Source organism: Streptomyces luteolus (assembly GCF_029968015.1).
GTDB classification, from domain to species: domain Bacteria; phylum Actinomycetota; class Actinomycetes; order Streptomycetales; family Streptomycetaceae; genus Streptomyces; species Streptomyces luteolus.
On record NZ_JASCIS010000069.1, the window covers coordinates 1 to 22,136 of the forward strand.

The following is a 22,136-nucleotide window of genomic DNA, read 5'->3' on the forward strand; positions in this document are numbered from 1 at the left end:
CGCGCGTCCGTGACCCGCGCGAAGGCCGCGCCGAACAGCTCGGCCAGGGACTCGTCCCACTGGTCGGGGACCACCCCGCGTACGTCGTACGCCTTCACGATCTGCGACAGATCAGCCACGGCCCAACCCTCCTGGAATCCTGTGCGGTCCCCCCAACGTACCGTTCGCCGCTGACAGTCCCGCACGAGCCGGGGCCGCAGGGGGCTCACCGCGCCCCGCGGCCCCTCACGGCAGCCCCGGGGAAGGGCGGGCTCAGGGCAGCATCCAGCCCAGCAGGAACGTGCTCTGGGCGACCACGATCAGGCACATCACCAGAAGCAGGCCGACGCTCCAGGGCAGCACCTTGCGGAGCAAGTCGCCCTCCTTGCCCGCGAGTCCGACGGCCGCGCAGGCGATGGTGAGGTTCTGCGGCGAGATCATCTTGCCGAGCACGCCGCCGGAGCTGTTGGCGGCGGCGAGCAGTTCGGGCGAGAGCCCGGACTGCCGCGCGGCCGTCACCTGAAGGGCTCCGAAGAGCGCGTTGGCGGAGGTGTCGGAGCCGGACACGGCGACGCCGAACCAGCCGAGCACGGGCGACAGGAACGCGAGCCCCGCGCCCGCCGCGGCCACGAAGTGCCCGATGACGGCGGCCTGTCCGGAGAGGTTCATGACGTACGCGAGGGCGAGCACCGAGGTGACGGTGAGGATCGCGAACCGCAGTTCGTGCACCGTGGCGCCCCACTCGCGCAGCGCCACGCGCGCGTGCACCCCGATCACGCCGGCCGTGAGGATGCCGGCCAGCAGGACGAGCGTGCCGCCCGTGGACACGAGCGGCAGGGTGAAGGCGTTGGCGCCCACCGGGTTGCCGTCGGGGTCGGACACGTTCAGGAACGGCCAGTCGAAGACCTGGGTGGCCCCGTCGAGGAGGCTCTTGACGGCCGGTATCTGCGCGAGCGAGAAGACGACCACGATGAGGGCGTACGGGGCGTAGGCGCGCAGCACTTCGGGGCGCGGGTCCTCGGTGTCCAGGTCCTCACTGCGTACGCCGGTGAGCACCGCGGCGCGCACCGGTTCGGCGGCCGGTTTCCGGGCGCTGGGGAGCGCGACGAGGGCGGCCGCGCCGGCCAGGGCGGCGCCGATGTCGGCCAGTTGGGCGGAGACATAGTTGGACGCCACGAACTGGGCGGCGGCGAAGGCCGTTCCGCACACCAGGGCGGGCAGCCAGGTCTCGCGGAGCCCGCGCCTGCCGTCGACGAGGCCGACGAGCACGAGCGGCACGACGAGGGCCAGGAGCGGCGTCTGGCGGCCGACGACGGAGGCGACCGAGTCCAGGGGCAGGCCGGTGACCTGAGCGAGCGTCACGACCGGTGTGCCCATGGCGCCGAAGGCGACGGGCGCGGTGTTGGCGACGAGGGCGACGACCGCCGCCCGTACCGGCTGGAAGCCGAGCGCGACCAGCATCACCGCGCTGATGGCGACCGGCGCACCGAAGCCCGCGAGCGCTTCCAGGAGCGCGCCGAAGCAGAAGGCGATGACGAGGGCCTGGATGCGCGGGTCGTCGGAGAGCCGGCCGAAGGAGCGGCGCAGGATGTCGAAGTGCTGGGTGCGGACGGTCATCCGGTACACCCACAGGGCGTTGACGACGATCCACATGATCGGGAAGAGCCCGAAAAGGACGCCCTGCGCGCCGCTCGACAGGGTCTGCCCGAGCGGCATCCCGTACGCGAGCCAGGCGACGAGTACGGCGACGGCGAGGCCGATGAGCCCCGCGCGGTGGGCCTTCATGCGGACGGCGCCGAGCAGGATGAGGACGGTGACCAGGGGTAGTGCGGCGATCAGTGCGGACAGGCCGAGCGAGTCGGCGACGGGTTCAAGTTCCTGTACGAACACACGGGCCTCCCGGGCCCCGTGAGGCTCCGTCGCTTCCCGTCATTTCCGGCATGCGGAAAGCGATCACTCACGGGTGGCGGAATCGTCGTGTCCGCGACAAGGCGAAGTCAATGCTCCGTACAATAAAGATTGTTGAAGAGGAAACATCAGCAGCAGTACAGCCGCAGTACGAGCCGCAGTACGAGCCCTGCCGGGGCTGCGCGCTCAGTTCTCGGGTGAGCGCAGGACGCGGAGGTGGCCGCGGCGCGCGACCTCCATCGGGTCCGCCGAGCGGGGCCCGCTGCCGCCGGCCTCGGCCGCGCGCTCCTGCGGGCGGGCCGCCTCGCGGACGGCGTTGGCGAGCGCCTCCAGGTCGTCCCCGCTCGGGCGCCCCGGCGCCGACGTGTCGGCGAGGCGGACGACCTCCCAGCCGCGCGGCGCGGTGAGGCGCTCGGAGTGCTCGGCGCACAGGTCGTAGCAGTGGGGTTCGGCGTAGGTGGCGAGGGGGCCGAGGACCGCGGTCGAGTCGGCGTAGACGTACGTCAGCGTCGCGACGGCGGGACGGCCGCAAGCGGTGCGCGAACAGCGACGTACAGGGCTCACGACGTTGGACGGTACCGCACTCTTGAGCGGGCCGCGACGACTCTCCACGAGGTCACTCCCCCGTGTCGCGGTGTGATCCCTCACACAAGACCCTCCGAAGATGCCGCGCTGACCTGCGCGGACCCCAAGAGGCACTGGAATCAACGGTGTTGGATCTCGCCCTCATCCCGTGCAAATGCCGTCATTTGCCATGAGTCAGGTGGTCTCGGTGGGTTACGCAAACGAGCCCAAGGTTGGCCGGAATGGTCATCCGGCGACATGCCCTGTGCCGTCCGGATGTACGGCCCACCGTGCCGGCCCCGCAGTTCCGGGCTCCACGCGCGCGTGGAACCCTCGTGGCGACCGGGTGTCAGTGCGGAGGATTACCCTTCAGCGGTGATGGACAAGTCCGTACCGCCCCGCGCGACCGAGCCCAGGATCCGCCGCAGAGACCGGCACGGCCGCGGCATGCGCGGCCCCGTGGCGCCGCCGCAGGTGCCGCTCTCCGCGAGCCGGGGAGAGGTCTTCGCCGACCTCGTGCAGGACTCCGTGGAGCGGCTCGAGCGGCGCTGGCCACAGCTCGCCGACATCGAGTTCCTGGTCCAGGACGTGCCGTACGTGAACGGCACGGGCGGCGGCCCCGGCGAGCCGCTCGGCGACGAGACCGTGCCGCTGGGCGGGACCGCTGCCGCGCGGGACGACCTGCCCGCGCGGATCGTCGTCTACCGCCGCCCCGTCGAGATCCGCACGAAGAGCCGGGACGAGCGCGCGGCCCTTGTGCACGAGGTCGTCGTGGAGCAGGTCGCCGAGCTGCTCGGCCTGTCCCCGGACGCGGTCGACCCGCGATACGGCGAGGACTGAACCCGAAGGCCGCGTAGGGCGCGGTCGCGCTACTTCTGCAGCACCGACAGATCCTGCTCCGCCCGCGGCACCGTGATCGTGCCGCGATCGTCCGGCAGCGTCTGGATCGTGAACATCGGGACGCCGTCCTCCGGCAGCTCCAGCGTCCGCGCCGCGTGCACCGTGCCCGAGACCGACTCCACCGTCAGCGCGTACGAGCCCTTCAGGCCGCTGGGCAGCGGCGGCTCGACGGCCAGCGTGGTGCCGCCCTTGACCGTGTACGTCTTCGTGGCCGCCGCGCCGCCCTCCGAGCCCGCCGAGGCCGTGATCCGCACCTTGGCGTCCTTGTCGGGCGCCACCAGGGAGAGCGTGGAGCCCTTGGCGCGGTTGTCCGCGGCCGTCGCGCGGTCGCCCACCGGGGCGGTCGCCGGGATGAACGCGGTCTCCTGCCGGGCGCCCTTGCCGCGTGTGACCCGCAGCGCCGCGACCACGGGCACGGAGTCCTCGGTCGGCGTGAGCAGCAGCGAGCCCGCCTCGCCCTTGGTGACGTCACCCAGGTCCACCGCCGCCGTCATACCGCTCTTGACGTGCAGCGTCTCGTTCCCCGCCGGCGTGATCGAACCGTTCGGGCCCGCGAGGGAGAGCTTCAGGTCCGCGTCCGCCTCGCCGGGCGCGAAGGCGACCAGGCGCACGGACGTGGCGTCCTTCGGGATGCCGGGCAGGACGACGCTGCCCGCCGGGTCGGCGGACGCGGGCAGCCAGTCGCCGCCCAGCTTGTCGTCGGCGGACTGCACCGCGGCGCCCACTCGGCCCCCGCTGGCCGTGACGTGCGCCGTCACGTTCGTCTGCGGCTCGTCCGTGAGCGTGGAGAGCAGCACAGGGACGGTGGAGTGCGGCGGCACCTTGATGTCCTCGCCGACCTCCGAGTCGAGGGCGCCGCGCGGGCCGAACAGCTCGATGTCGACGACGGCCGCCGTGTCGTCCGGGTTCGTCAGGTGGACGTAGTCGCTGCGCTCCTTCGCCGTGCTCGCGCCGGGGAACCAGAAGTCGGTGTCCGGGGCGCCACAGGCCAGGCCGTGCGCACCGCGGCCGCTGCCCGCGCTGATCGTGGTGGTCTGCTGCACCGTCCAGCCGGGCGCGAGCGCGCCGTCCGCCGAGCCCACGAGCGCGGGGGCGTCCGCGCCCGAGACCTCCTCCGTCACCGGCTTGCCGACGCTCTTGGCGGCCAGCAGGGGCTTGCCCTCGCCGGACCGCCCCTTCGCCTTCTCGTCACCCTTGCCGGACTTGCCGGACTTGCCGTCGCCCTTGCCGGACTTGCCGTCGCCCTTGCCGGACTTGCCGTCGTCCTCCGAAGCGCGCGGTGCGCCGACGAGTTCGGCCGCGCCCTTGCCGCCCGCCCCCGAGGACTTGGGCGTGAACGACGTGTACGAGGTGTCCGCCAGATCGGAGGAGCTCGGCGCCGGGCACAGCAGGCTGCTGCGGTCCACCGGCCGCTGCTCCGCCGCCTTCGCCGGGCCGTCGGCCGCGCCGCCGTCGGGGGCGGTGAGCGCGGCGACTCCGGTGACGACGGCCAGCGCTCCGCCCGCGGCGATCAGGGACAGGGTCGTGCGGTTCACTGCTGGCTCCCGTCGGGGCGCTCGCTGTCGGGCCTGAAGTCGGCGCCGCCGTACGGCTGTTCGTGGCTCCCGTAGGACTCGTACGGGGCGTACGGCGGGGCCTGCGGCGGCACGGGCGGCGGAGGTGGCGGCATGGCCGGGTCGGTGGGCCGGTCGGCCTGCGGCGTTCCGTAGCCGTAGTCGAACGAGCCGTACTGGCCGGGAACGGCCTGGCCCTGCTGGTCGTACGTGCCGGGGGCGCCCGGCTGCTGGGCGTAGGGGGCAGGTTCGTACGCCCCGGAGCCGTACTGCTCGTAGCCGCCCGGCGGGTACTGCGCGGCCTCGTACTGCTCCTGGGCGTGTGCGGGGTGGCGGTCCGCGTACTGCTCCTGGGCGTGTGCGGGCTGGTCCGCGCCCGCGTACGCCGCCGACCAGTCGTCGTGCGACTGCTGCCGCGGCACGGCGGGTGCGGGCTGCGGCTCCTCGGGCGGGGCCGTCCGGCCCTGGGCGGCCGCCTCGGCCTCCTGGGCCGCGCGCAGCCTGCGGGCCCGGCGGCCCTCGCCCTCGACGGGCTGCGCCGGGACGGTCACGGGCTCTTCCGGAAGGTCGTCGTCCACGGTGTTCCGGCGGCCCGGCAGGGCCAGGACCACGAGCACCACGACGAGCGCGCCCTGCGCCCAGAGCCAGCCCGTGTGCGTACCGGGAGTGTCATACGTGACGTCCAACCGGCCGCCGGACGGGGGCAGTTCGAAGCCCTGCGCCCAGCCGTCGACGGTCTTCCCGGGGAGTTCCGTGCCGTCCAGCGTCGCCGTCCAGCCGTCGGCGGCGGAGTCGGCGAGGCGGAGCGTGCGGCCCTCGGGGCCCGCGGGGATGTCGGTGTGGATCTCCACCGGGCCCGCCGCGACCGGCTCGGGCGTGCCCGACGGGGGCACCACCGCGGCGCGGGCCACCTGCCGATCCACGCGCCACAGGGCCCTGCCGTCCTGCTGGCTCAGCCGGGTCAGGCCGGGCGTGGCGTCCAGGACGCGGCTCACCCCGCGGGGCGCGCCGGCCTCGAGCAGGACGTACCGCACGGCGAAGTCGCCGAGCTGGTCGACCTGGTCGGCGCCCGAGCCCGCGACGAGGTGGGCGACGGTCTTGTCGAGGCGGCCGTTGCCCTCGCCCGCCGCCGCGAGTTCGGCGTCGCCCAGGCGGGCGCCCGAGCCGCGCACGAGCACGTACCCGACCTCGGCCTCGGACTCGCTGTCGATGACGAGCGTGCGGGGCTGGTCCTTGGTGCCGGACTCCTCGGCGACGAAGGCCGGGACCTGTGCGGGGTCGCGCCGCTCCAGCGGTCCGTCGGCGCCGCGGACCATCCAGCCGACGGCGGCGACGAGCGGGCCGAGCACGGCGGCGACGGCGATCAGGGCGGCGACGGGCTGACGCCAGCCGAAGCTCTGCTCGGCCACGCGCGCGTGCGCCCCTTCGGCACCGACCACGGCGGCGGCGAGCAGCGCGATGCCGTACACGAGCGTGGCCGGGCCCGCCCAGGCGGAGCCGTTGCTGAGGGCGGCGAAGGCGAAGCCGGTGAGGGCGACGGCCCAGGCGGTGTGGATCGCGAGGTTCCGCTCGCCGCGCAGCAGGGCCGCGAGGGCGGCGAGGACGAAGCCGATCAGCAGCAGCCCGCCACCGGCGCCGGGTCCGCCGGGGCTGATGCCGAGCAGGTCGAGCCCCGAGGCGGAACCCGCGCCGTGGTCGAGCCCGGTCGACCGGAAGAAGCCGAAGGGCAGCAGCGAGAGCGACCAGGGCGCGAGCACGAGCAGCGGCACCCCGAGCGCGGCGAGGAACCGCAGACCGTACGCACTGAGGTCGGCGCGGCGCACCACGAGCAGGGCGATGCCGAGCACGAGCGCGAGGGGCCAGACGATCGGCGTGAAGGCGGTGGCGACGGTGAGCAGCAGTGCGTACGCCCAGGTGGCGCGCCAACTGCCGCGCGCGTCCGGCGACTTCAGGAGGAGGCCGCCGGCGGCGAGGCCCGCCCGCGCGATGAGCGGAAGCAGCATCGCGAGGACCGCCGTACCGAGGTGCCCGCCCGCGAGCGCGCCGGTGGCGGCGGGCAGGAAGGCGTACGCGACGGACGCCCAGGCGCGCAGCAGGCGCGACCCGACGAGCGGCCGGGAGGCGAAGTACGCGGCGGCACCGGCCAGCGGGACGGAGCCGACCAGGAGCACCGTGACGGCGAGCCCGGTGGAGCCGAACAGGACGGTCGCGAGGGCGGCGACGAAGGCGAGGTACGGCGGCGCGGACTGGGTGCCGCCGGTGCCGACGGGGTGCCAGCCGTCCACGTACCGGCCCCACAGCTCGGAGACGTCGGCTGGGACGGGCAGCAGGGCGCCGCCCGCGAGGGCACCGCCGCCGAGCAGCGCGCGGCAGGCGATCAGGGAGACCAGGAGCAGCACGCCGAAGAGGACGGGGCCCGGCTTGCGGCCGATCCGCTTGAGGCGGGCGAACTGCTCGACCTGGAGGAACTCGGCGTCGTCCCCGCCGGGCCCCGACTCCACCGCGCCGTGCCGGCCGCCGGAGGAGGTCTCCGGGTCGGAGCGGCCGACGAGGTTGGAGGCGACCTGCTCGACGGTGAGGCGGACGGTCGCGCCGGGCGACGGGAAGAGGGGCCGCAGTTCGGCGGCCTCGACCCGCGGTTTGCCTCGGCGTTTGCGGGCGCCGAGGATCCGCTCCGGACGCAGCAGCACACCGAAGAGACCGGCGACTTCGTCCAGGGCCTGGCCGGGCACCTTGCCGACGAGATAGGCGAGTGTGCGCAGCAGGGTGCCGAGGACGAGGCGGAGCAGCACCCAAGGCAGCATCGCCGCGCGGGTGTTGGCGAGGAGCGTGTAGACGGCGCCGGCCTTGTCCACGCGGTGCGGGCTGGCGGAGGTGCGGCCCACGCAGTCGACGGTGCGGCGCTCGCGCGCGGAGGCCTCGGCGTGCCGCAGCACGGCGTCCGGTGCGATCAGGACGCGGTGTCCGGCTTCCTGGGCCCGCCAGCAGAGGTCGACGTCGTCCCGCATGAGGGGCAGGCGCCGGTCGAAGCCGCCCAACTCCTCGAAGACGTCCCGGCGGATGAGCATGCCGGCGGTCGACACGGACAGGACGGGCCGGACCTGGTCGTGCTGGCCCTGGTCCTGCTCGCGGCGGTCGAGGTTGGTCCAGCGGCGGCCGCTGTGCGCGATGGAGACGCCGACCTCGAGGAGCTGCCTGCGGTCGTACCAGCCGCGCAGTTTCGGTCCTACGACGGCGACTTCGCGGTTCGCCTCGTGCTCGCGCTCGACGGTGCGCAGGAGCGCCGCGAGGGCGTCGGGCTCGGGGGCGCAGTCGTCGTGCAGCAGCCAGAGCCACTGGACCGGTTCTCCGTACGGGAGTTCCGGCATGTCGTACGCCTCGTCGCGCCATGTGCGCGTGACCGGGTCCCAGCCGCTGGGGCGCTTCAGATAGGGAAGGTCGTCGGGTGTGAGCACGCGCGCGGTGCGGGCGGCCTCGTCGACGGCGGTGCCGAATCCGGAGCGGCGGGCGAGGTGCAGGACGCGCTCGGGGCCGAGGGCGTCCGTGACGAGCGCGGCGGAGTCGTCGGCGCTGCCGGTGTCCGCCGCGATCACGTTCTGCACGGGGCGTTCCTGGCCGAGCAGGCCGCTGAGGGCGTCGGGCAGCCAGCGGGCGCCGTCGTGCGAGACGAGGACCGCGGTGACGACGTGCCTGGGGAATTCAGGCGTCTGTGCCTGGAGGGACGCGGCTGCGGCAGCGTCGTACTGACTTGCCGAGTACTGGCCTGCCGAATGGCTGTGCACGGACATCGAGGTACGGGCCCCGGTTCGATGGACTGCGGTGGACGCCTGGGCCGGGCTGTGCTCGGGGGCGTCTCGGACGGGGGCCACACTAACGGCTGGGAAACACAGCGGTCCGCCGCCTGTGGACAACCCACGGGCGGCGGAGAGTTCGTTACGTCGGGGTGTGTGCCTTTTGCTCGGCACGGGTCGGGGTCGGGTGGTCTTCGGTCGCCGGGTGATCGGCGAGCGTTCAGACGGCGGCCTTCTTGAGTCGTCGGCGTTCTCGCTCCGACAGGCCGCCCCAGATACCGAATCGCTCGTCGTTGGCGAGTGCGTATTCGAGGCATTCGGACCTGACCTCACAGGCGAGGCAGACCTTCTTGGCCTCGCGGGTGGAGCCGCCCTTCTCGGGGAAGAAGGACTCGGGATCGGTCTGGGCGCAGAGTGCGCGCTCCTGCCAGCCGAGTTCTTCGTCCGCGTCCTCGACCAGGAGTTGCTGGAACAGCTCGGTCATGTGCGCCCCTCGTCTGTCTGTGCAGTCCCCGTGATGCTGCCGTTACCGATTTCGGCCGAACGACACGAGTGAAATTACAAGTGTGCCGATACGGGCCAGTCAAGCCGGGATCTGCTATTGGGTCCCTTATTCACTCTGCGGAACCAAGGCTTTGCGGAAAGTGTTCAAATCGCCTTAAACCTGGACACTTCTCGGCGCCGATCCCGTACACCCTGCCGACACCCGTAAAGACGCACCGGAAAGCGGTCCCGTTGCCGAGGTGCACATCGAAGCGATCTCGATCACGAACGAGTCACGAGACGGCAACGGCGTTTACGCGCCCGGATGCAGCGCCACTTGTCCGGTCCGGTGGATGCACAAACCTTTCGGCAGGACGAACAACCGGATACGGTGAACCATATCCCGCAATACGGACATCAGGTTGACAGCAGACGTGTGAACCGGTCTCCTGTGGGGCATGCTCGCGAACTTGGCGCTCACTCGGATCCACACCGGTGGACCCCTCTGTGCTGCCCTGGAGAGCTGTCGCTGTACCTGTTGCTGTTGAGCCCATCGCGCTCCAGCCGTTCCGCACCGCCGAGCCCCCTTCGGGCCCCGCGACCCCGCGCCCACATCCGGGCCACACCTCGCTCGCGACCCGAGCGACTGTCCGCGGATCCATGGACAGTGACACCCCCGCACCTCTCCCCGCCGAGGAACCACCGCACCGATGAACAGCGACAGCGACCTGCAGATCGCCGGCGACATCCTCGAGGTCCAGCACCTCCTCCAGCCCGCCCGTGAACACCCCGCCACCGTCGCCGAATTCGCCGGGCTCGCCCGTGCCGTAGCCGCCGACCGCTCCCAGTGGGAGCACCTCGTGGAGTACGACGCCACGAGCCGCTGGTACCACCGCCTGCGCACCGGGCCCGGTTACGAGATCTGGCTGCTCAGCTGGGTGCCGGGACAGGGCAGCGGCCGCCACGACCACGGCCCCTCCTCCGGCGTGCTGACCGTCCTCCAGGGCGAGTTGACGGAGCGTACGGAGCGCGGCACGCGCGCGTTGCGGGCCGGTTCGCAGCGGGTCTTCGCGCCCGGCTACGTCCACGAGGTCGTGAACGACGCCCTTGAGCCCGCCGTCAGCCTGCACCTCTACTACCCCGGGCTCACCGAGATGCCGATGCACGCCGCCCGGTGCTCCGGTTCGGTGGCCGAGACCGTACGGGATGCCGTCACCGCCTGAGGCGTTGTCGTACCCACCTGACATGCTGGGCACATGCGCATTGTGGTTCTGGCCGGAGGCATCGGTGGTGCCCGTTTCCTGCGCGGTCTCAAGGCCGCCGCGCCCGACGCCGACATCACCGTCATCGGCAACACCGGTGACGACATCCATCTGTTCGGCCTGAAGGTCTGCCCGGACCTGGACACGGTGATGTACACGCTCGGCGGGGGCATCAACGAGGAGCAGGGCTGGGGGCGTTCGGACGAGACGTTCCAGGTCAAGGGCGAGCTCGCGGCGTACGGCGTCGGTCCCGAGTGGTTCGGCCTGGGCGACCGGGACTTCGCGACCCACATCGTGCGGACGCAGATGCTGAGCGCCGGATACCCGCTCAGCGCCGTCACCGAGGCGCTGTGCGAGCGCTGGCAGCCCGGGGTGCGGCTCCTCCCGATGTCGGACGACCGGATCGAGACACATGTCGCCGTGGAGACCGACGGCGAGCGGAAGGCCGTCCACTTCCAGGAGTACTGGGTACGCCTGCGCGCCTCCGTGGACGCGCTCGCCGTCGTCCCCGTGGGCGCCGAGCAGGCCAAGCCCGCGCCCGGAGTGCTTGAGGCGATCGGCGCGGCGGACGTGGTGCTCTTCCCGCCGTCCAACCCCGTGGTCAGCGTCGGCACGATCCTCGCCGTGCCGGGCATCCGCGAGGCCATCGCCGAGGCCGGGGTCCCGGTCGTCGGGCTCTCCCCGATCGTCGGGAACGCCCCGGTGCGCGGTATGGCCGACAAGGTCCTGGCCGCCGTGGGCGTCGAGTCCAGCGCCGCCGCGGTCGCCGAGCACTACGGCTCGGGGCTGCTCGACGGCTGGCTGGTCGACACCGCGGACGCGGACGCCGTACCGCGCGTGGAGGCGGCCGGGATCCGCGGCAGAGCGGTGCCGCTGATGATGACGGACATCGAGGCGACCGCCGCCATGGCCCGCGAGGCGCTCGCGCTCGCCGAGGAGGTACGCGCGTGAACGCGCCCGTGTACCGCGTCTGGGCGCTGCCGGGGCTGCCCGAGGTGAGGGCCGGGGACGAGGTCGCGAAGCTGATCGCAGCCGCCGAGCCGGGCCTCGTGGACGGGGACGTCGTGCTCGTCACCTCGAAGATCGTCTCCAAGGCGGAGGGGCGGATCGTGGCCGCCGCCGACCGGGAGGCGGCGATCGACGCCGAGACGGTGCGCGTGGTGGCGCGCCGTGGAACGCTCCGGATCGTCGAGAACCGGCAGGGCCTCGTCATGGCCGCCGCCGGGGTGGACGCCTCCAACACCCCTGCGGGAACCGTCCTGTTGCTGCCCGAGGACCCGGACGCCTCGGCCCGCGCGATCCGCACCGGCCTGCGGGACACGCTCGGCGTGAACGTCGGCGTGATCGTCACCGACACCTTCGGCCGCGCCTGGCGCAAGGGCCTGGCGGACGTGGCGATCGGCGCCGCGGGCGTGCGCGTACTGGACGATCTGCGCGGCGGCGTGGACGCGTACGGGAATCCGCTGAGCGCCACCGTCGTGGCCACCGCCGACGAACTCGCGGCGGCGGGCGACCTGGTGAAGGGCAAGGCCGCCGGTCTGCCGGTGGCCGTGGTCCGCGGGCTGCCGCACGCCGTGACGGACGCGGCCGGCGAGGACACCGGCGCGGGGGCAATGGTGCGCGGGGCCGCGGAGGACATGTTCCGGCTCGGCACCTCGGAAGCGGTGCGCGAGGCGGTCACGCAGCGGCGCACGGTGCGGAGTTTCACCGACGATCCGGTGGACCCGGGTGCCGTGCGCCGGGCGGTCGCCGCCGCCGTCACCGCGCCCGCGCCGCACCACACGACGCCCTGGCGGTTCGTGCTCCTGGAGAGCCCGGAGGCGCGGACCGAACTCCTCGACGCCATGCGGGACAAGTGGATCGCGGACCTGCGGGCCGACGGCAGGTCGGAGGAGTCCATCGCCAAGCGGGTGCGCCGCGGGGACGTGCTGCGGGACGCGCCGTATCTCGTGGTCCCCTGCCTGGTGATGGACGGCTCGCACAGCTACGGGGACGCGCGCCGGGACACCGCCGAGCGGGAGATGTTCGTGGTCGCGGCCGGCGCCGGCATCCAGAACTTCCTTGTCGCGCTCGCCGGGGAGCGGCTCGGTTCGGCGTGGATCTCGTCGACGATGTTCTGCCGGGACGTCGTCCGTGACGTGCTCGGCCTGCCGGAGGGCTGGGATCCGATGGGGGCGGTCGCGGTGGGGCGGCCCGCCGAGGAGCCGCGCAGTCGGCCGCCGCGCGAGGTGGGGGACTTCGTCGTGGTGCGCTGAGTCGGAGTGGCGGGCGGCTGCCCGCACCCGCGCCTCTCCGGCCTCGGAGGTCTCCCCGCCCCGCCCCTTCCCGAAAGCCTGCGGCGCTTCGGGGGCTCCGCCCCCGGACCCCCCGCTCCTCAAACGCCGGAGGGGCTGAATTTGCGCTGCTCACAACCTCCCGATGTCCACCCGCGGCATCTTCGGTGTGCGTCGTGGCGGTGTGCGGCCGGACAGGAGGATGAAGCGGGCGGCGCGGTGGCGTTGGCCTCGGTAGGGCTGCAGGAGTTCGAGCATCCGCGCGTCGTCGCTGTCCCGCTCCCCCGCCAGGGCGTACCCGACGATGCCGGGCAGGTGCAGGTCGCCGACGGTCACCGCGTCCGGGGCGCCGTGGCTGCGCTGGACCGTCTCGGCCGAGGTCCAGGGGCCGATGCCGGGCACCGACTCCAGGCGTTCCTGGGCCTGTTCGGGCTGCATCGCGGCCGCCTCCTCCAGGCGGTGCGCGACGCGTACGGCGCGCAGGACGGTCGACGCGCGCTTGTTGTCGACGCCCGCGCGGTGCCACTCCCAGGACGGGATCATCCGCCAGGTGCGCGGCTCGGGCATAACGTACATGCGCTCGGGGGCGGGGCCCGGTGCCGGTTCGCCGTGCTCGCGGATCAGGAGGCGCCAGGCACGGTACGCCTCGTCCGTGGTGACCTTCTGCTCCAGGATCGACGGAATCAGCGACTCCAGGACGAGCCCGGTCCGCATCAGCCGCAGTCCGGGGCGGCGCCGGTGGGTCGCGGCGACAAGGCGGTGCCGCGGCTCGAAGACCTCGGGTGCGTCCGACTCGCCGAGCAGGTGCGGGAGTTGGCCGAGCAGCCAGCCGGCGCCCGGCCCCCAGGCGTCCGCGTGCACCGTGCCGGAGCGCTGGACGACCCGGAGCGTGCCGGGTCCCTCGGGCGTACGGCTGGCCCGCCAGAAGGAGCCGTCGGGCGTCGCGCGGTACGTCGGATCGCTCGGGCCGCGCCGCAGCGGGCCGAGGACCAGGCGCAGGTCGAGAGGGCCGGGCGGGTCCCAGCGGCGGGACTCGGCGGTGGCCTGGCGCGGGACCGCTCCGGGGCGTGCGGGCAGGCGTGAGCCGGGGTGCGGGAGCGTGCGCTCGGGCACCGGCTTCTGGGCGAAGCGACCAGCCACTGGGGTCCTCGGGGTCGGACGGGACGACTCTCCGAGCGTAGGCGCTCGACGGGGCGGCAGGCGCCGGAAAGCGGCAGTCCTACTGGTCCGAGGAGAACCTCACACTGCCGTCGGCCAGTTCCGCCCCGCACCAGACGCGGATGCCGTCGCGCAGCTCGTTGTCCGCACCGACCCGGGCGCCGTCCCCGACGACGGCGCCCGAGAGCACCGTACGAGCGCCGATGTGCGCGCCCGCGCCGATCAGCGAGTCGGTGACGACTGCGCCGGGCTCGACCACCGCGCCCTCCAGGACCGTGCTGCCCGCGATCCGGGCACCCGCGCCGATCCGCGCGCCCGCGCCGACGACCGTGCCGCCGGTCAGCTTGGCGTCGGCGGCCACCTCGGCGGTGGGCAGGACGAGCCGGTCGCCGCGGCGGCCGGGCACCGCGGGCGAGGGGGCGCGGCCGAGCACAAGGTCGGCCGAGCCGCGCACGAAGGCCTGCGGGGTGCCGAGGTCCAGCCAGTACGTGGAGTCGACCATGCCCTGCAGATGGGCGCCGGAGGCGAGGAGTTCGGGGAAGGTCTCGCGCTCGACGGAGACCGGGCGGCCCTCGGGGATGGTGTCGATCACCGAGCGCCGGAAGACGTACGCGCCCGCGTTGATCTGGTCGGTGACGATCTCCTCGGGCGTCTGCGGCTTCTCCAGGAAGGCCTGGACGCGGCCGGTGTCGTCGGTGGGCACGAGCCCGTACGCACGCGGGTCGTCGACGCGGGTGAGGTGCAGCGAGACGTCGGCGCCCGAGGTCTCGTGGGTGGCGACGAGGGCGCGGATGTCGAGGCCGGTGAGGATGTCGCCGTTGAAGATCAGCACCGGGTCCTCGGGCGCCGAGTGCAGCCGCGAGGCGACGTTGCGGATGGCTCCGCCGGTGCCGAGCGGCTCGACCTCGGTGACGTACTCCAGGTGCAGTCCGAGCTCCGAGCCGTCACCGAAGTACGGCTCGAAGACCTCCGCCAGGTAGGAGGTGGCGAGCACGATGTGCTCCACGCCCGCCGCGCGCGCCCGCGCCAACTGGTGTGTGAGGAACGGCACGCCCGCGGCCGGGACCATCGGTTTGGGCGTGTGCACGGTGAGCGGCCTGAGCCGGGTCCCCTTGCCGCCGACCAGGAGGATCGCTTCTGTCACCTGTCGCCTCTGCTTCCTGCCGGGGGCGGGGCCTGTCGTCGGACACCGGACTGGTCGGGTCCGGTGCGGCCGGACTGGTCTGGTCCGGCCGGTCAGTGTAGGCAGACCGTTCACGGGCGTTTTCAGTTGCGTCTGTGTGCGTGTTGTTACGTGTCCTGATCACTTGGTCGTACGGGTCCCGGGTGGCCTGCGGCCGGGGCGATCGGGGGTCGCCCCGGCCGGTCGCCCCGGCCGGTCGGTCAGCGGCCGGTTGGTCAGCGGCCCTGGTAGCGGGCCGAGGACGTACGGGCTGTGCCGAGCTTGCCGTAGAGCCGTCCGCCCGGGCACTCCGTGGCGACGCCGTCGCGGTGCCCGGAGATCACGTTGAGCCGGACCTTCACGCCCTTCTTGTACAGGTTGCTGCCGCCCGACTTCAGCAGCGCCTTGCCCTTCGGGTTCGCGCCGTACAGGCCGAGCTTCCAGGCGGTCAGCCTGGCGACGGCGTCCACCGCGGCCTTGGGCGGGTTGGTGTTGCTGTACGTGCCGAGGACCGCGATGCCGGTGCTGTTGCTGTTGAAACCGAGAGTGTGGGCCCCCAGGACGGGTTTGGCCACACCTCCGGCACGGCCTTCGTAGATGTTTCCGCACTTGTCGACGGCGAAGTTGTAGCCGAAGTCCCGCCAGCCGCTGCTCTTCACGTGGTAGCGGTAGATGCTGCGCAGCAGCGAAGGCGCCTGCGAGCAGGTGTAGTTGTTGCCGGACGCGCTGTGGTGCACGAAGGCCGCGCGGACCGACTTCGTGTAGACGAAGTTCCGCTCGCGCAGCTTCTCGTCCGCGCCCCAGCCCTTGCGGGTGACGATGCGCGGACGCGGCCCGATGTACGGCTTCGCGTGGGCGGCCTGGACGACACCGCGGGACTCGGTGAAGTCGTTCTCGGTCTCCTCCTTGGTGAGGGCAGGGATGACGGTGGCACCGAGGTCGGCGAGGTCCGCGTTGACCGCCGAGCTGGCCGCGTCCTCCGCGCCGAGCGCCGAGCCAGGGGCGCCGTCGGCCTGCGGGCCCTGGGCGGGCGGGTCGTCGCCGGGGTCGACGAGTTCGAGGCGAAGCCCGGCCGGCAACGGCGCAACGGCCTGCACTGCGGAGGGCGGGCCCGCGACCGGCCGCGCGGCGGGCGTGGTGGCGGGGGAGGCGGGCCCCGGGGCGGAGGCCTGCGCTGTGACGACCGAGGTGGCGGGCCCCTTGGGGGCGGGGGCCTGGCGGGACTGGTCGGAGAGGTCCGGCTGCTCGGAGTGGTCGCCGTGGTCGCGGCGGCCTGCGGGGTCTCCGGTTCCGTGGTCGGTGGCGGTTCCCTGGTCTGTGGCGGTTCCCTGGTCAGCGGTTCCCTGGTCGGCGGCGGTTCCGTGGTCGGCGGTTCCGTCGTCGGCGGTTCCGTCGTCGGCGGTTCCGTGGTCGGCGGTTCCGTGGTCGGCGGTTCCGTGGTCGGTGGAGTGGTCGTGCCGGGCGGTGGACGCCGGGGCGCTCTCCACCCGGATCTCCACGCCGTCCGAGTCGCCGACCCACAGCGGCGCCGTGGAGCCGCGCAGTTCGGCGCCCGCCCGTTCGGGGCTGTCCAGGTCGGCGGCGTGTTCCTGGTTGTGGGTGTCCACGTCCTGCCAGTCGGACCAGCGGTCGGTGCCGGTGGCGCGGGTGCGGACCTGGACGCGGCCGTGCAGTTCGGCGGTCGGGTCGTCCCAGACGACGCCGACCAGCGAGAACGGTCGTACGTCCCGACGGGTCAGGCCCTGCGTCGGGGCACCGCCCGCGCGGTCGGAGGTGAGCGGGCTCAGCGGAAGGGACTGGGTGGAGCCGGGCACGGAACCGGCCGGCTCCGCCACCGGGGCGGCGACCGCGGCCCGTACGTCCTGCGGCACGGCGAGCGGCAGGGCCAGGGCCGCCGCGCAGGCGACGCCGATCGAGGAAGCAAGGTATCCACGCATGGCGTCGATCGTGCGGCAGTACGGACATACCCGCACGTTGTACGACGTACCGGGATGCACTTCCCCCGAAGGGAACTGACGGCCCGTCGACCCCGATCCGCTCCCTCCGCTGCGCCGACCGGGCGGACGTGCCCCGCTCCCTGCGCGTACGCTTGCGCCCGTGAACGCGACCGACCGCACCCCCGCCGACCTGCTGCGATCCGCGCTCGCCGAGGATCCGGCCCGCCCCTTGGTGACGTTCTACGACGACGCCACCGGCGAACGCGTCGAATTGTCCGTCGCCACCTTCGCCAATTGGGTGGCCAAAACAGCCAATCTGCTCCAGGACGACCTGGGCGCCGAACCCGGCGACCGGCTCGCCCTGCTGCTGCCCGCGCACTGGCAGACCGCGGTGTGGCTGCTCGCCTGCTCCTCCGTCGGCGTGCTCGTCGACGTGGGCGGAGCGGCGGCCGACGCGGACCTCGTCGTCAGCGGCCCCGACTCCCTCGACGCGGCCCTCGACTGCTCCGGCGAGCGGGTGGCCCTCGCGCTGCGCCCGCTCGGCGGCCGCTTCCCGCAGCCGCCCGCCGGGTTCGTGGACTACGCGGTGGAGGTCCCGAGCCAGGGCGACCGCTTCGCGCCGTACGCCCCCGTCGACGCGCAGGCGCCCGCGCTCGCCGTCGGCGGTACGGAGCTGACCGGTGCGGAGGTCGTACGGCAGGCCCTGTCCGACGCCGCGGAGTTGGGCATCGGCGGCGGGGCACGGCTGCTCTCGGCCCGTTCGTACGAGACGTGGGAGGGCCTGTCCTCCGGGCTGTTCGCGCCGCTCGCGGCGGGTGGGTCCGTGGTGCTCTGCCGGAACATCGAGCAGCTGGCGGAGGGCGGCCTGGAGAAGCGGATCGAGAGCGAGCGGGTCGCCGTCACCGTGCGCTGAGGCGCCGGCTCGACGCCGCGAAAGTCCACCCGTCCGGCGCAGGTGAGCACCCGGCCCGCAGGCGCCGGAGGGCCGCGCCGGGCCATGGTCGTAGGAGCGCTTCACGGGAGCGCCGCCGCACTGCCTACGCCACGAGGGGTGGACCACGACGTGACCGACACCGCAGGCACCCCCGCCGAACCGGACCAGCCGGCCGACGACGTGTCTGAGGCGAGTCGGTCCGCGGCCACGGGCGAGGGCGGCGGCAAGCCGGTCACGGGCGGCGGGGGCGGCGCCGAGAAGGCGGAGGACGAGGAGGCGGGGGGCGACGACGCGTCCGCCGATACGGAGCGGCCCTCAGCCGCAGCAGAACCGGCAGAGCCGAGGGAACCGGCCACCCAACCGCCTGAGCCGACGGAACCGGCCGAACCAGCTGAATCGACTGAACCGGTCGAACAGGCCGAACGGGCCAAGGGCGGCGAGGCCGAGGCCGACGAGGCGGGGAGCCCGGAGCCCGAAGGCACGAAGCCCGAAGAAGCCGCAGGCGCGCCGCCCGAAGGAGCCGAAGCCGCGGAGGCCGACCAGACCGGCGAGTCGGGGAGCCCGGAGCCCGAAGGCACGAAGCCCGAAGAAGCCGCAGGCGCGGAGGCCGACACCGAGCCCGAGAGCGAGGCCGAGCCCCCGGCCGACACCGAGCCCAACACCGAACCCAAGCCCGAGCCCAAGCCCGAGCCCGACCCCAAAACCGACACCGAGCCCGAACCCGACCCCGACACCCCCACCCCCCCAAGCAACTCCCCCACCCCCCGCCACCACTGGCTCCGCTGGACCGCTCTGGGGGTTGCCGTGGTCGTTCTGGCTGCCGCGGGGGTCGGCTGGAGTCTCTACAAGAAGCTCGAGGGGAACATCACCCAGGACACCGGCACCGCCGCCGAGTTGGAGCGGTACGAGCGGGAGCGGCCCGAGCCCTCCGAGCACGACGCGCAGAACATCCTGCTGATCGGCTCGGACACCCGGTCCGGGAAGGGCAACCGCCCGTACGGCCGGGACCCGGGCACGCAGCGGTCCGACACGACGATCCTGCTGCACCTCGCCGCCGACCGGAAGAGCGCGACCGCCGTGTCCGTACCGCGCGACCTGATGGTGGACATCCCCGGCTGCCGGAGGTCCGACGGCTCCCGTACGCGCCCCCAATTCGCCCAGTTCAACTGGGCGTTCGAGTTCGGCGGGGCCGCCTGCACGATCCGTACCGTCGAGAAGCTCACGAAGATCCGGGTCGACCATCACATGATCGTCGACTTCCAGGGCTTCAAGAAGATGGTCGACGCCGTGAACGGGGTCGAGGTCTGCCTCAAGGAGCCCATCAACGACAAGGGCGCCAAGCTGAAGCTCAAGGCCGGGCGGCAGAAGCTCAACGGCGAGCAGGCGCTCGGTTATGTGCGCGCCCGCAAGTCGATCGGCAACGGCAGCGACACCGAACGCATGGACCGCCAGCAGCAGTTCCTCGCCGCGCTCGTCAACAAGGTGAAGAGCAATGGCGTCCTGCTCAACCCGACGCGGCTCTACCCGGTGCTCGACGCGGCCACCTCGGCACTCACCACGGACCCCGCACTGGCCGGATTGACAGATTTGTACGAGTTGGTACGCAGCATGCGCAACATCCCCACAGAGAAGGTGCAATTCCTCACGGTCCCCCGCCGCTCGTACACCTACAACCCCAACCGGGACGAGCTCGTCCAGCCGGACGCCGGGCGGCTGTTCGACCGGCTGCGCAACGACGTGCCCGTCGAGGTCACCCCGCGAGGTACGGATTCCGAGGGCCGGAAGAAGGGTTCTGGCGACGGGTCCGGGGAGGATTCCGCGTCCGATTCCTCCGCCGATTCCTCCGCCGATTCCGCCTCCGAGTCCGCCTCCGGGTCCGGGGAATCGGGGGGAAACGAGGAGGATTCGGCCGAGGGGGGTTACTGGGACGACGAGGGCTCGTGGGTCGACGAGAAGCCCGGAGGAACCGATTCCGCGGCGGGCCGGGCCACCCCCCGCGCGACCGGCGACGACAAGCCGGACGAGCCGACGCGCACCCCGAAGCCGACGCCGACCTTCCGGGGAAACACCGCCGCCGGAACGAGTTGTGAGTAAAAGCGGTACCAAGTACGTCACCGAGCGGCAGCGGACAGGGGCGGTTAAGGGCGGTATTGCCCAGTTGTAGGGGAGTGGATTTCGTCACCGCCGTCGCCTGGCGCTGAACTGGTCGGATAGCGTGAGCGATCCGGTGCGTGCGGCCACTCGTTTTGGCCACGCACCGCGTACGTGTGACCGGGCGCCTTTGGAGGGGGAGGCGCCGCGTGGCCCCGACGGAGGACTCAAGCAACCGTGGACGCGCAAGGCCGTGGGCGGGCGGAGAACATCGACCCCGCAGACCAGTGGGTACTCAACCCGCAGACCGGCGACTACGAACTGCGACTGAGCCCATCCGCAGGGCAATCGTCGGGAATCCCGGCACCTCGCAGATCCCCCAACGCCGAGGGCCAGTCGGCCGGCGGGCAGCAGCGCTTCGCGCCGTCGACCCGCCGCTTCCCGGCGGCGAACGGACCCGTCGGCCCCGCGGGCCCCGTCGTACCGAACGGACCGGACGCACCGTCCGGACCCGCCGGGCCGCGTGGGCCAGGCGGGCCGGGCGGACCGGGCGGACCGGGCGGCCCTCCTGGACCGCGCCGTCCCAGGGGCCCGGAAGAGCCCGACGCGCCGAGCCGTGAGGTGCCCGGGCCGCGCAGGCGCCGGGGCCGACCGCAGGAGAGCACGCCGCCGAGCACCGGCCGGCGCCGCCCGAAGCCGAAGCAGTCCAAGGGCAAGAAGACCCTCAAGTGGGGCCTCGGCATCCTGGCCGCCCTCCTGGTCATCGTGCTGGTCGCCGGATTCCTCTACTGGCAGCACCTGAACGACAACATCACCTCCGTCAACGACGACGGCGCGGGCACCGGCGGCTTCAGCGCGGACCGCCCGATCAACGTCCTGCTCATCGGCACGGACAAGCGCACCGGCAAGGGCAACGAGGGCTACGGCGACGCGGGCAGCGCCGGGCACGCGGACACCACGATCCTGCTGCACGTCTCCAAGGACCGTACGAACACGACCGCGTTGAGCATTCCGCGCGACATGATCACGGACATCCCGGACTGCCCGACCACCCAGGCGGACGGCTCGAAGAAGACCATCCCGGGCACCAGCCAGACCCGGTTCAACGAGAGCCTCGGGCAGAGCGGGCGCACCCCGAGCTGCACGATGCGTACGGTCACGGAGCTCACCGGCATCAAGATCGACCACTTCATGGTGGCCGACTTCAACGCGGTGAAGACGCTGTCCACGGCCGTCGGCGGCGTGCCGATCTGCCTCGCCAAGGACATCAACGACCCCAAGTCGCACCTGAATCTGTCCAAGGGCGAGCACGTACTGAAGGGCGACGACGCGCTCGCGTTCGTCCGCACCCGGCACGCGGTGGGCTTCGGCGGCGACCTCGACCGCATCAAGCTGCAGCAGCAGTTCCTCACGTCGCTGATGCGCAAGATGAAGTCGAACGACACGCTGACCAGCCCGAACAAGATGATGGACCTCGCCGAGGCCGCGACCAAGGCGCTCACCGTCGACTCCCAGATCTCCGACCTGAGCAAGCTCAAGGACCTGGGCCTTGAGCTGTCCAAGGCCGACCTGGAGAACATCTCCTTCGTCACCACGCCGGTCGTCGACAACACCGACGGGGCCACCGTGCTGCTCGACGACCCCAAGGCGAAGCCGCTGTTCGCGATGTTGCGCGCGGACAAGTCGCTGACCGAGGTGAAGAAGCAGCAGAAGGAGAAGGAGGAGGCCCGCCTCAAGGGCCCGAAGTCCGCCGCCTCCGAGGTCCGCGTCAACATCTACAACGGCTCGGAGACCGCGGGCGCCGCACAGTCCACGGTCACCTGGCTGCAGACCGACCAAGGCGTCCTGAAGTCCAGCCAGTTGGGCAACGCGCCCAAGCAGCAGGCCAAGACGACCCTGGAGTACGACCCCGACCAGGCCGACCAGGCCCGCAGGCTCGCCGACATCATGGGCCTGCCCGCCTCCGCCATGAAGCCGGGCAAGAGCGAGGAGAACGCGCAGGGGCTGCCCGCCATGAAGCTCGTCCTCGGGGACGACTTCGAAGAGGCCGGAACGCCCATCTCCGCTCCGTCGAAGGCGCCGGAGGGGATCCAGAAGGTCGAGGCAGACAAACCGGTCTGCGCGAAGTAGCAGCACCCGTG

15 protein-coding genes are annotated in these 22,136 nt (G+C 72.7%); 7 read left to right on the top strand and 8 right to left on the bottom strand.

What is annotated here, in order from left to right; translation table 11 throughout:
- Positions 1-252 precede the first annotated feature (252 nt).
- Positions 253-1,869: an L-lactate permease gene (locus tag QIT00_RS36505; protein WP_282539811.1), complete on the bottom strand. Its 1,617-nt coding sequence runs from the start codon at positions 1,867-1,869 to the stop codon at positions 253-255.
- A 204-nt stretch (positions 1,870-2,073) separates the two neighbouring features.
- Complete coding sequence (locus tag QIT00_RS36510; RefSeq protein WP_282539812.1) at positions 2,074-2,499, bottom strand: DUF3499 domain-containing protein; 426 nt, start codon at positions 2,497-2,499, stop codon at positions 2,074-2,076.
- Positions 2,500-2,829: 330 nt separating this feature from the next.
- Between QIT00_RS36510 and QIT00_RS36515 the strand changes: the two genes are divergently transcribed.
- A complete protein-coding gene (locus tag QIT00_RS36515; protein ID WP_282539830.1) occupies positions 2,830-3,291 on the top strand; it encodes a metallopeptidase family protein in 462 nt (153 codons plus the stop codon).
- Positions 3,292-3,320: 29 nt separating this feature from the next.
- On the opposite strand, the gene QIT00_RS36520 is transcribed toward QIT00_RS36515, so the two are convergent.
- The 3 genes from QIT00_RS36520 to QIT00_RS36530 form a co-directional block, all read right to left on the bottom strand.
- Positions 3,321-4,886 carry a DUF5719 family protein gene (locus QIT00_RS36520; RefSeq protein WP_282539813.1) on the bottom strand — a complete coding sequence of 522 codons (1,566 nt, stop codon included), beginning with the start codon at positions 4,884-4,886 and terminating at the stop codon, positions 3,321-3,323.
- Positions 4,883-8,692, bottom strand: coding sequence for a glycosyltransferase (locus QIT00_RS36525; protein WP_282539814.1), 3,810 nt, complete (start codon positions 8,690-8,692; stop codon positions 4,883-4,885). The genes QIT00_RS36520 and QIT00_RS36525 overlap by 4 nt, the downstream gene beginning before the upstream one ends.
- Positions 8,693-8,915: 223 nt before the next feature.
- Positions 8,916-9,179 (bottom strand): WhiB family transcriptional regulator, encoded by a 264-nt coding sequence (locus QIT00_RS36530; protein ID WP_017945871.1) that lies wholly within the window; start codon positions 9,177-9,179, stop codon positions 8,916-8,918.
- Between the two features lie 709 nt (positions 9,180-9,888).
- On the opposite strand from QIT00_RS36530, the gene QIT00_RS36535 reads away from it, so the two are divergent.
- The 3 genes from QIT00_RS36535 to QIT00_RS36545 are packed head-to-tail and all read left to right on the top strand — an operon-like array spanning position 9,889 to position 12,695.
- The gene (locus tag QIT00_RS36535) at positions 9,889-10,401 is read left to right on the top strand and encodes a cysteine dioxygenase (protein WP_282539815.1); all 513 of its coding nucleotides are present in this window, start codon (positions 9,889-9,891) and stop codon (positions 10,399-10,401) included.
- A gap of 33 nt (positions 10,402-10,434) precedes the next feature.
- Positions 10,435-11,391, top strand: coding sequence for a 2-phospho-L-lactate transferase (gene cofD / locus QIT00_RS36540; RefSeq protein ID WP_282539816.1), 957 nt, complete (start codon positions 10,435-10,437; stop codon positions 11,389-11,391).
- The gene (locus QIT00_RS36545; RefSeq protein WP_282539817.1) at positions 11,388-12,695 is read left to right on the top strand and encodes a coenzyme F420-0:L-glutamate ligase; all 1,308 of its coding nucleotides are present in this window, start codon (positions 11,388-11,390) and stop codon (positions 12,693-12,695) included. Before cofD ends, QIT00_RS36545 begins: the two co-directional genes overlap by 4 nt.
- A 150-nt stretch (positions 12,696-12,845) precedes the next feature.
- Here the strand turns inward: QIT00_RS36545 and QIT00_RS36550 are convergent, their stop codons facing one another.
- From QIT00_RS36550 to QIT00_RS36560, 3 genes are all read right to left on the bottom strand, one after another.
- On the bottom strand, positions 12,846-13,853 hold the full coding sequence (locus QIT00_RS36550) for a DNA-3-methyladenine glycosylase family protein (RefSeq protein WP_282539818.1): 1,008 nt from the start codon (positions 13,851-13,853) through the stop codon (positions 12,846-12,848).
- A 79-nt stretch (positions 13,854-13,932) separates the two neighbouring features.
- Positions 13,933-15,015 carry a mannose-1-phosphate guanylyltransferase gene (gene manB, locus QIT00_RS36555; protein WP_282539819.1) on the bottom strand — a complete coding sequence of 361 codons (1,083 nt, stop codon included), beginning with the start codon at positions 15,013-15,015 and terminating at the stop codon, positions 13,933-13,935.
- Positions 15,016-15,269: 254 nt separating this feature from the next.
- Entirely contained in the window at positions 15,270-16,970 is a 1,701-nt protein-coding gene (locus tag QIT00_RS36560) for an N-acetylmuramoyl-L-alanine amidase (RefSeq protein ID WP_282539820.1), read from the bottom strand.
- 160 nt (positions 16,971-17,130) lie between these two features.
- On the opposite strand from QIT00_RS36560, the gene QIT00_RS36565 reads away from it, so the two are divergent.
- The 3 genes from QIT00_RS36565 (at position 17,131) to QIT00_RS36575 (ending at position 22,125) form a co-directional block, all read left to right on the top strand.
- The gene (locus QIT00_RS36565; RefSeq protein WP_282539821.1) at positions 17,131-17,883 is read left to right on the top strand and encodes a TIGR03089 family protein; all 753 of its coding nucleotides are present in this window, start codon (positions 17,131-17,133) and stop codon (positions 17,881-17,883) included.
- A gap of 150 nt (positions 17,884-18,033) precedes the next feature.
- A complete protein-coding gene (locus QIT00_RS36570) occupies positions 18,034-19,998 on the top strand; it encodes an LCP family protein (protein WP_282539822.1) in 1,965 nt (654 codons plus the stop codon).
- 234 nt (positions 19,999-20,232) lie between these two features.
- Entirely contained in the window at positions 20,233-22,125 is a 1,893-nt protein-coding gene (locus tag QIT00_RS36575) for an LCP family protein (protein ID WP_282539823.1), read from the top strand.
- The last annotated feature ends 11 nt before the right edge of the window (positions 22,126-22,136 follow it).

Excerpts from the sequence above, each read along its gene's own strand:
- QIT00_RS36515 (WP_282539830.1), top strand. The coding sequence starts at position 2,830 with ATGGACAAGTCCGTACCGCCCCGCGCGACCGAGCCCAGGATCCGCCGC.
- QIT00_RS36525 (WP_282539814.1), bottom strand. The coding sequence starts at position 8,692 with ATGTCCGTGCACAGCCATTCGGCAGGCCAGTACTCGGCAAGTCAGTAC.
- QIT00_RS36530 (WP_017945871.1), bottom strand. The coding sequence starts at position 9,179 with ATGACCGAGCTGTTCCAGCAACTCCTGGTCGAGGACGCGGACGAAGAA.
- QIT00_RS36535 (WP_282539815.1), top strand. The coding sequence starts at position 9,889 with ATGAACAGCGACAGCGACCTGCAGATCGCCGGCGACATCCTCGAGGTC.
- cofD (WP_282539816.1), top strand. The coding sequence starts at position 10,435 with ATGCGCATTGTGGTTCTGGCCGGAGGCATCGGTGGTGCCCGTTTCCTG.
- QIT00_RS36560 (WP_282539820.1), bottom strand. The coding sequence starts at position 16,970 with ATGCGTGGATACCTTGCTTCCTCGATCGGCGTCGCCTGCGCGGCGGCC.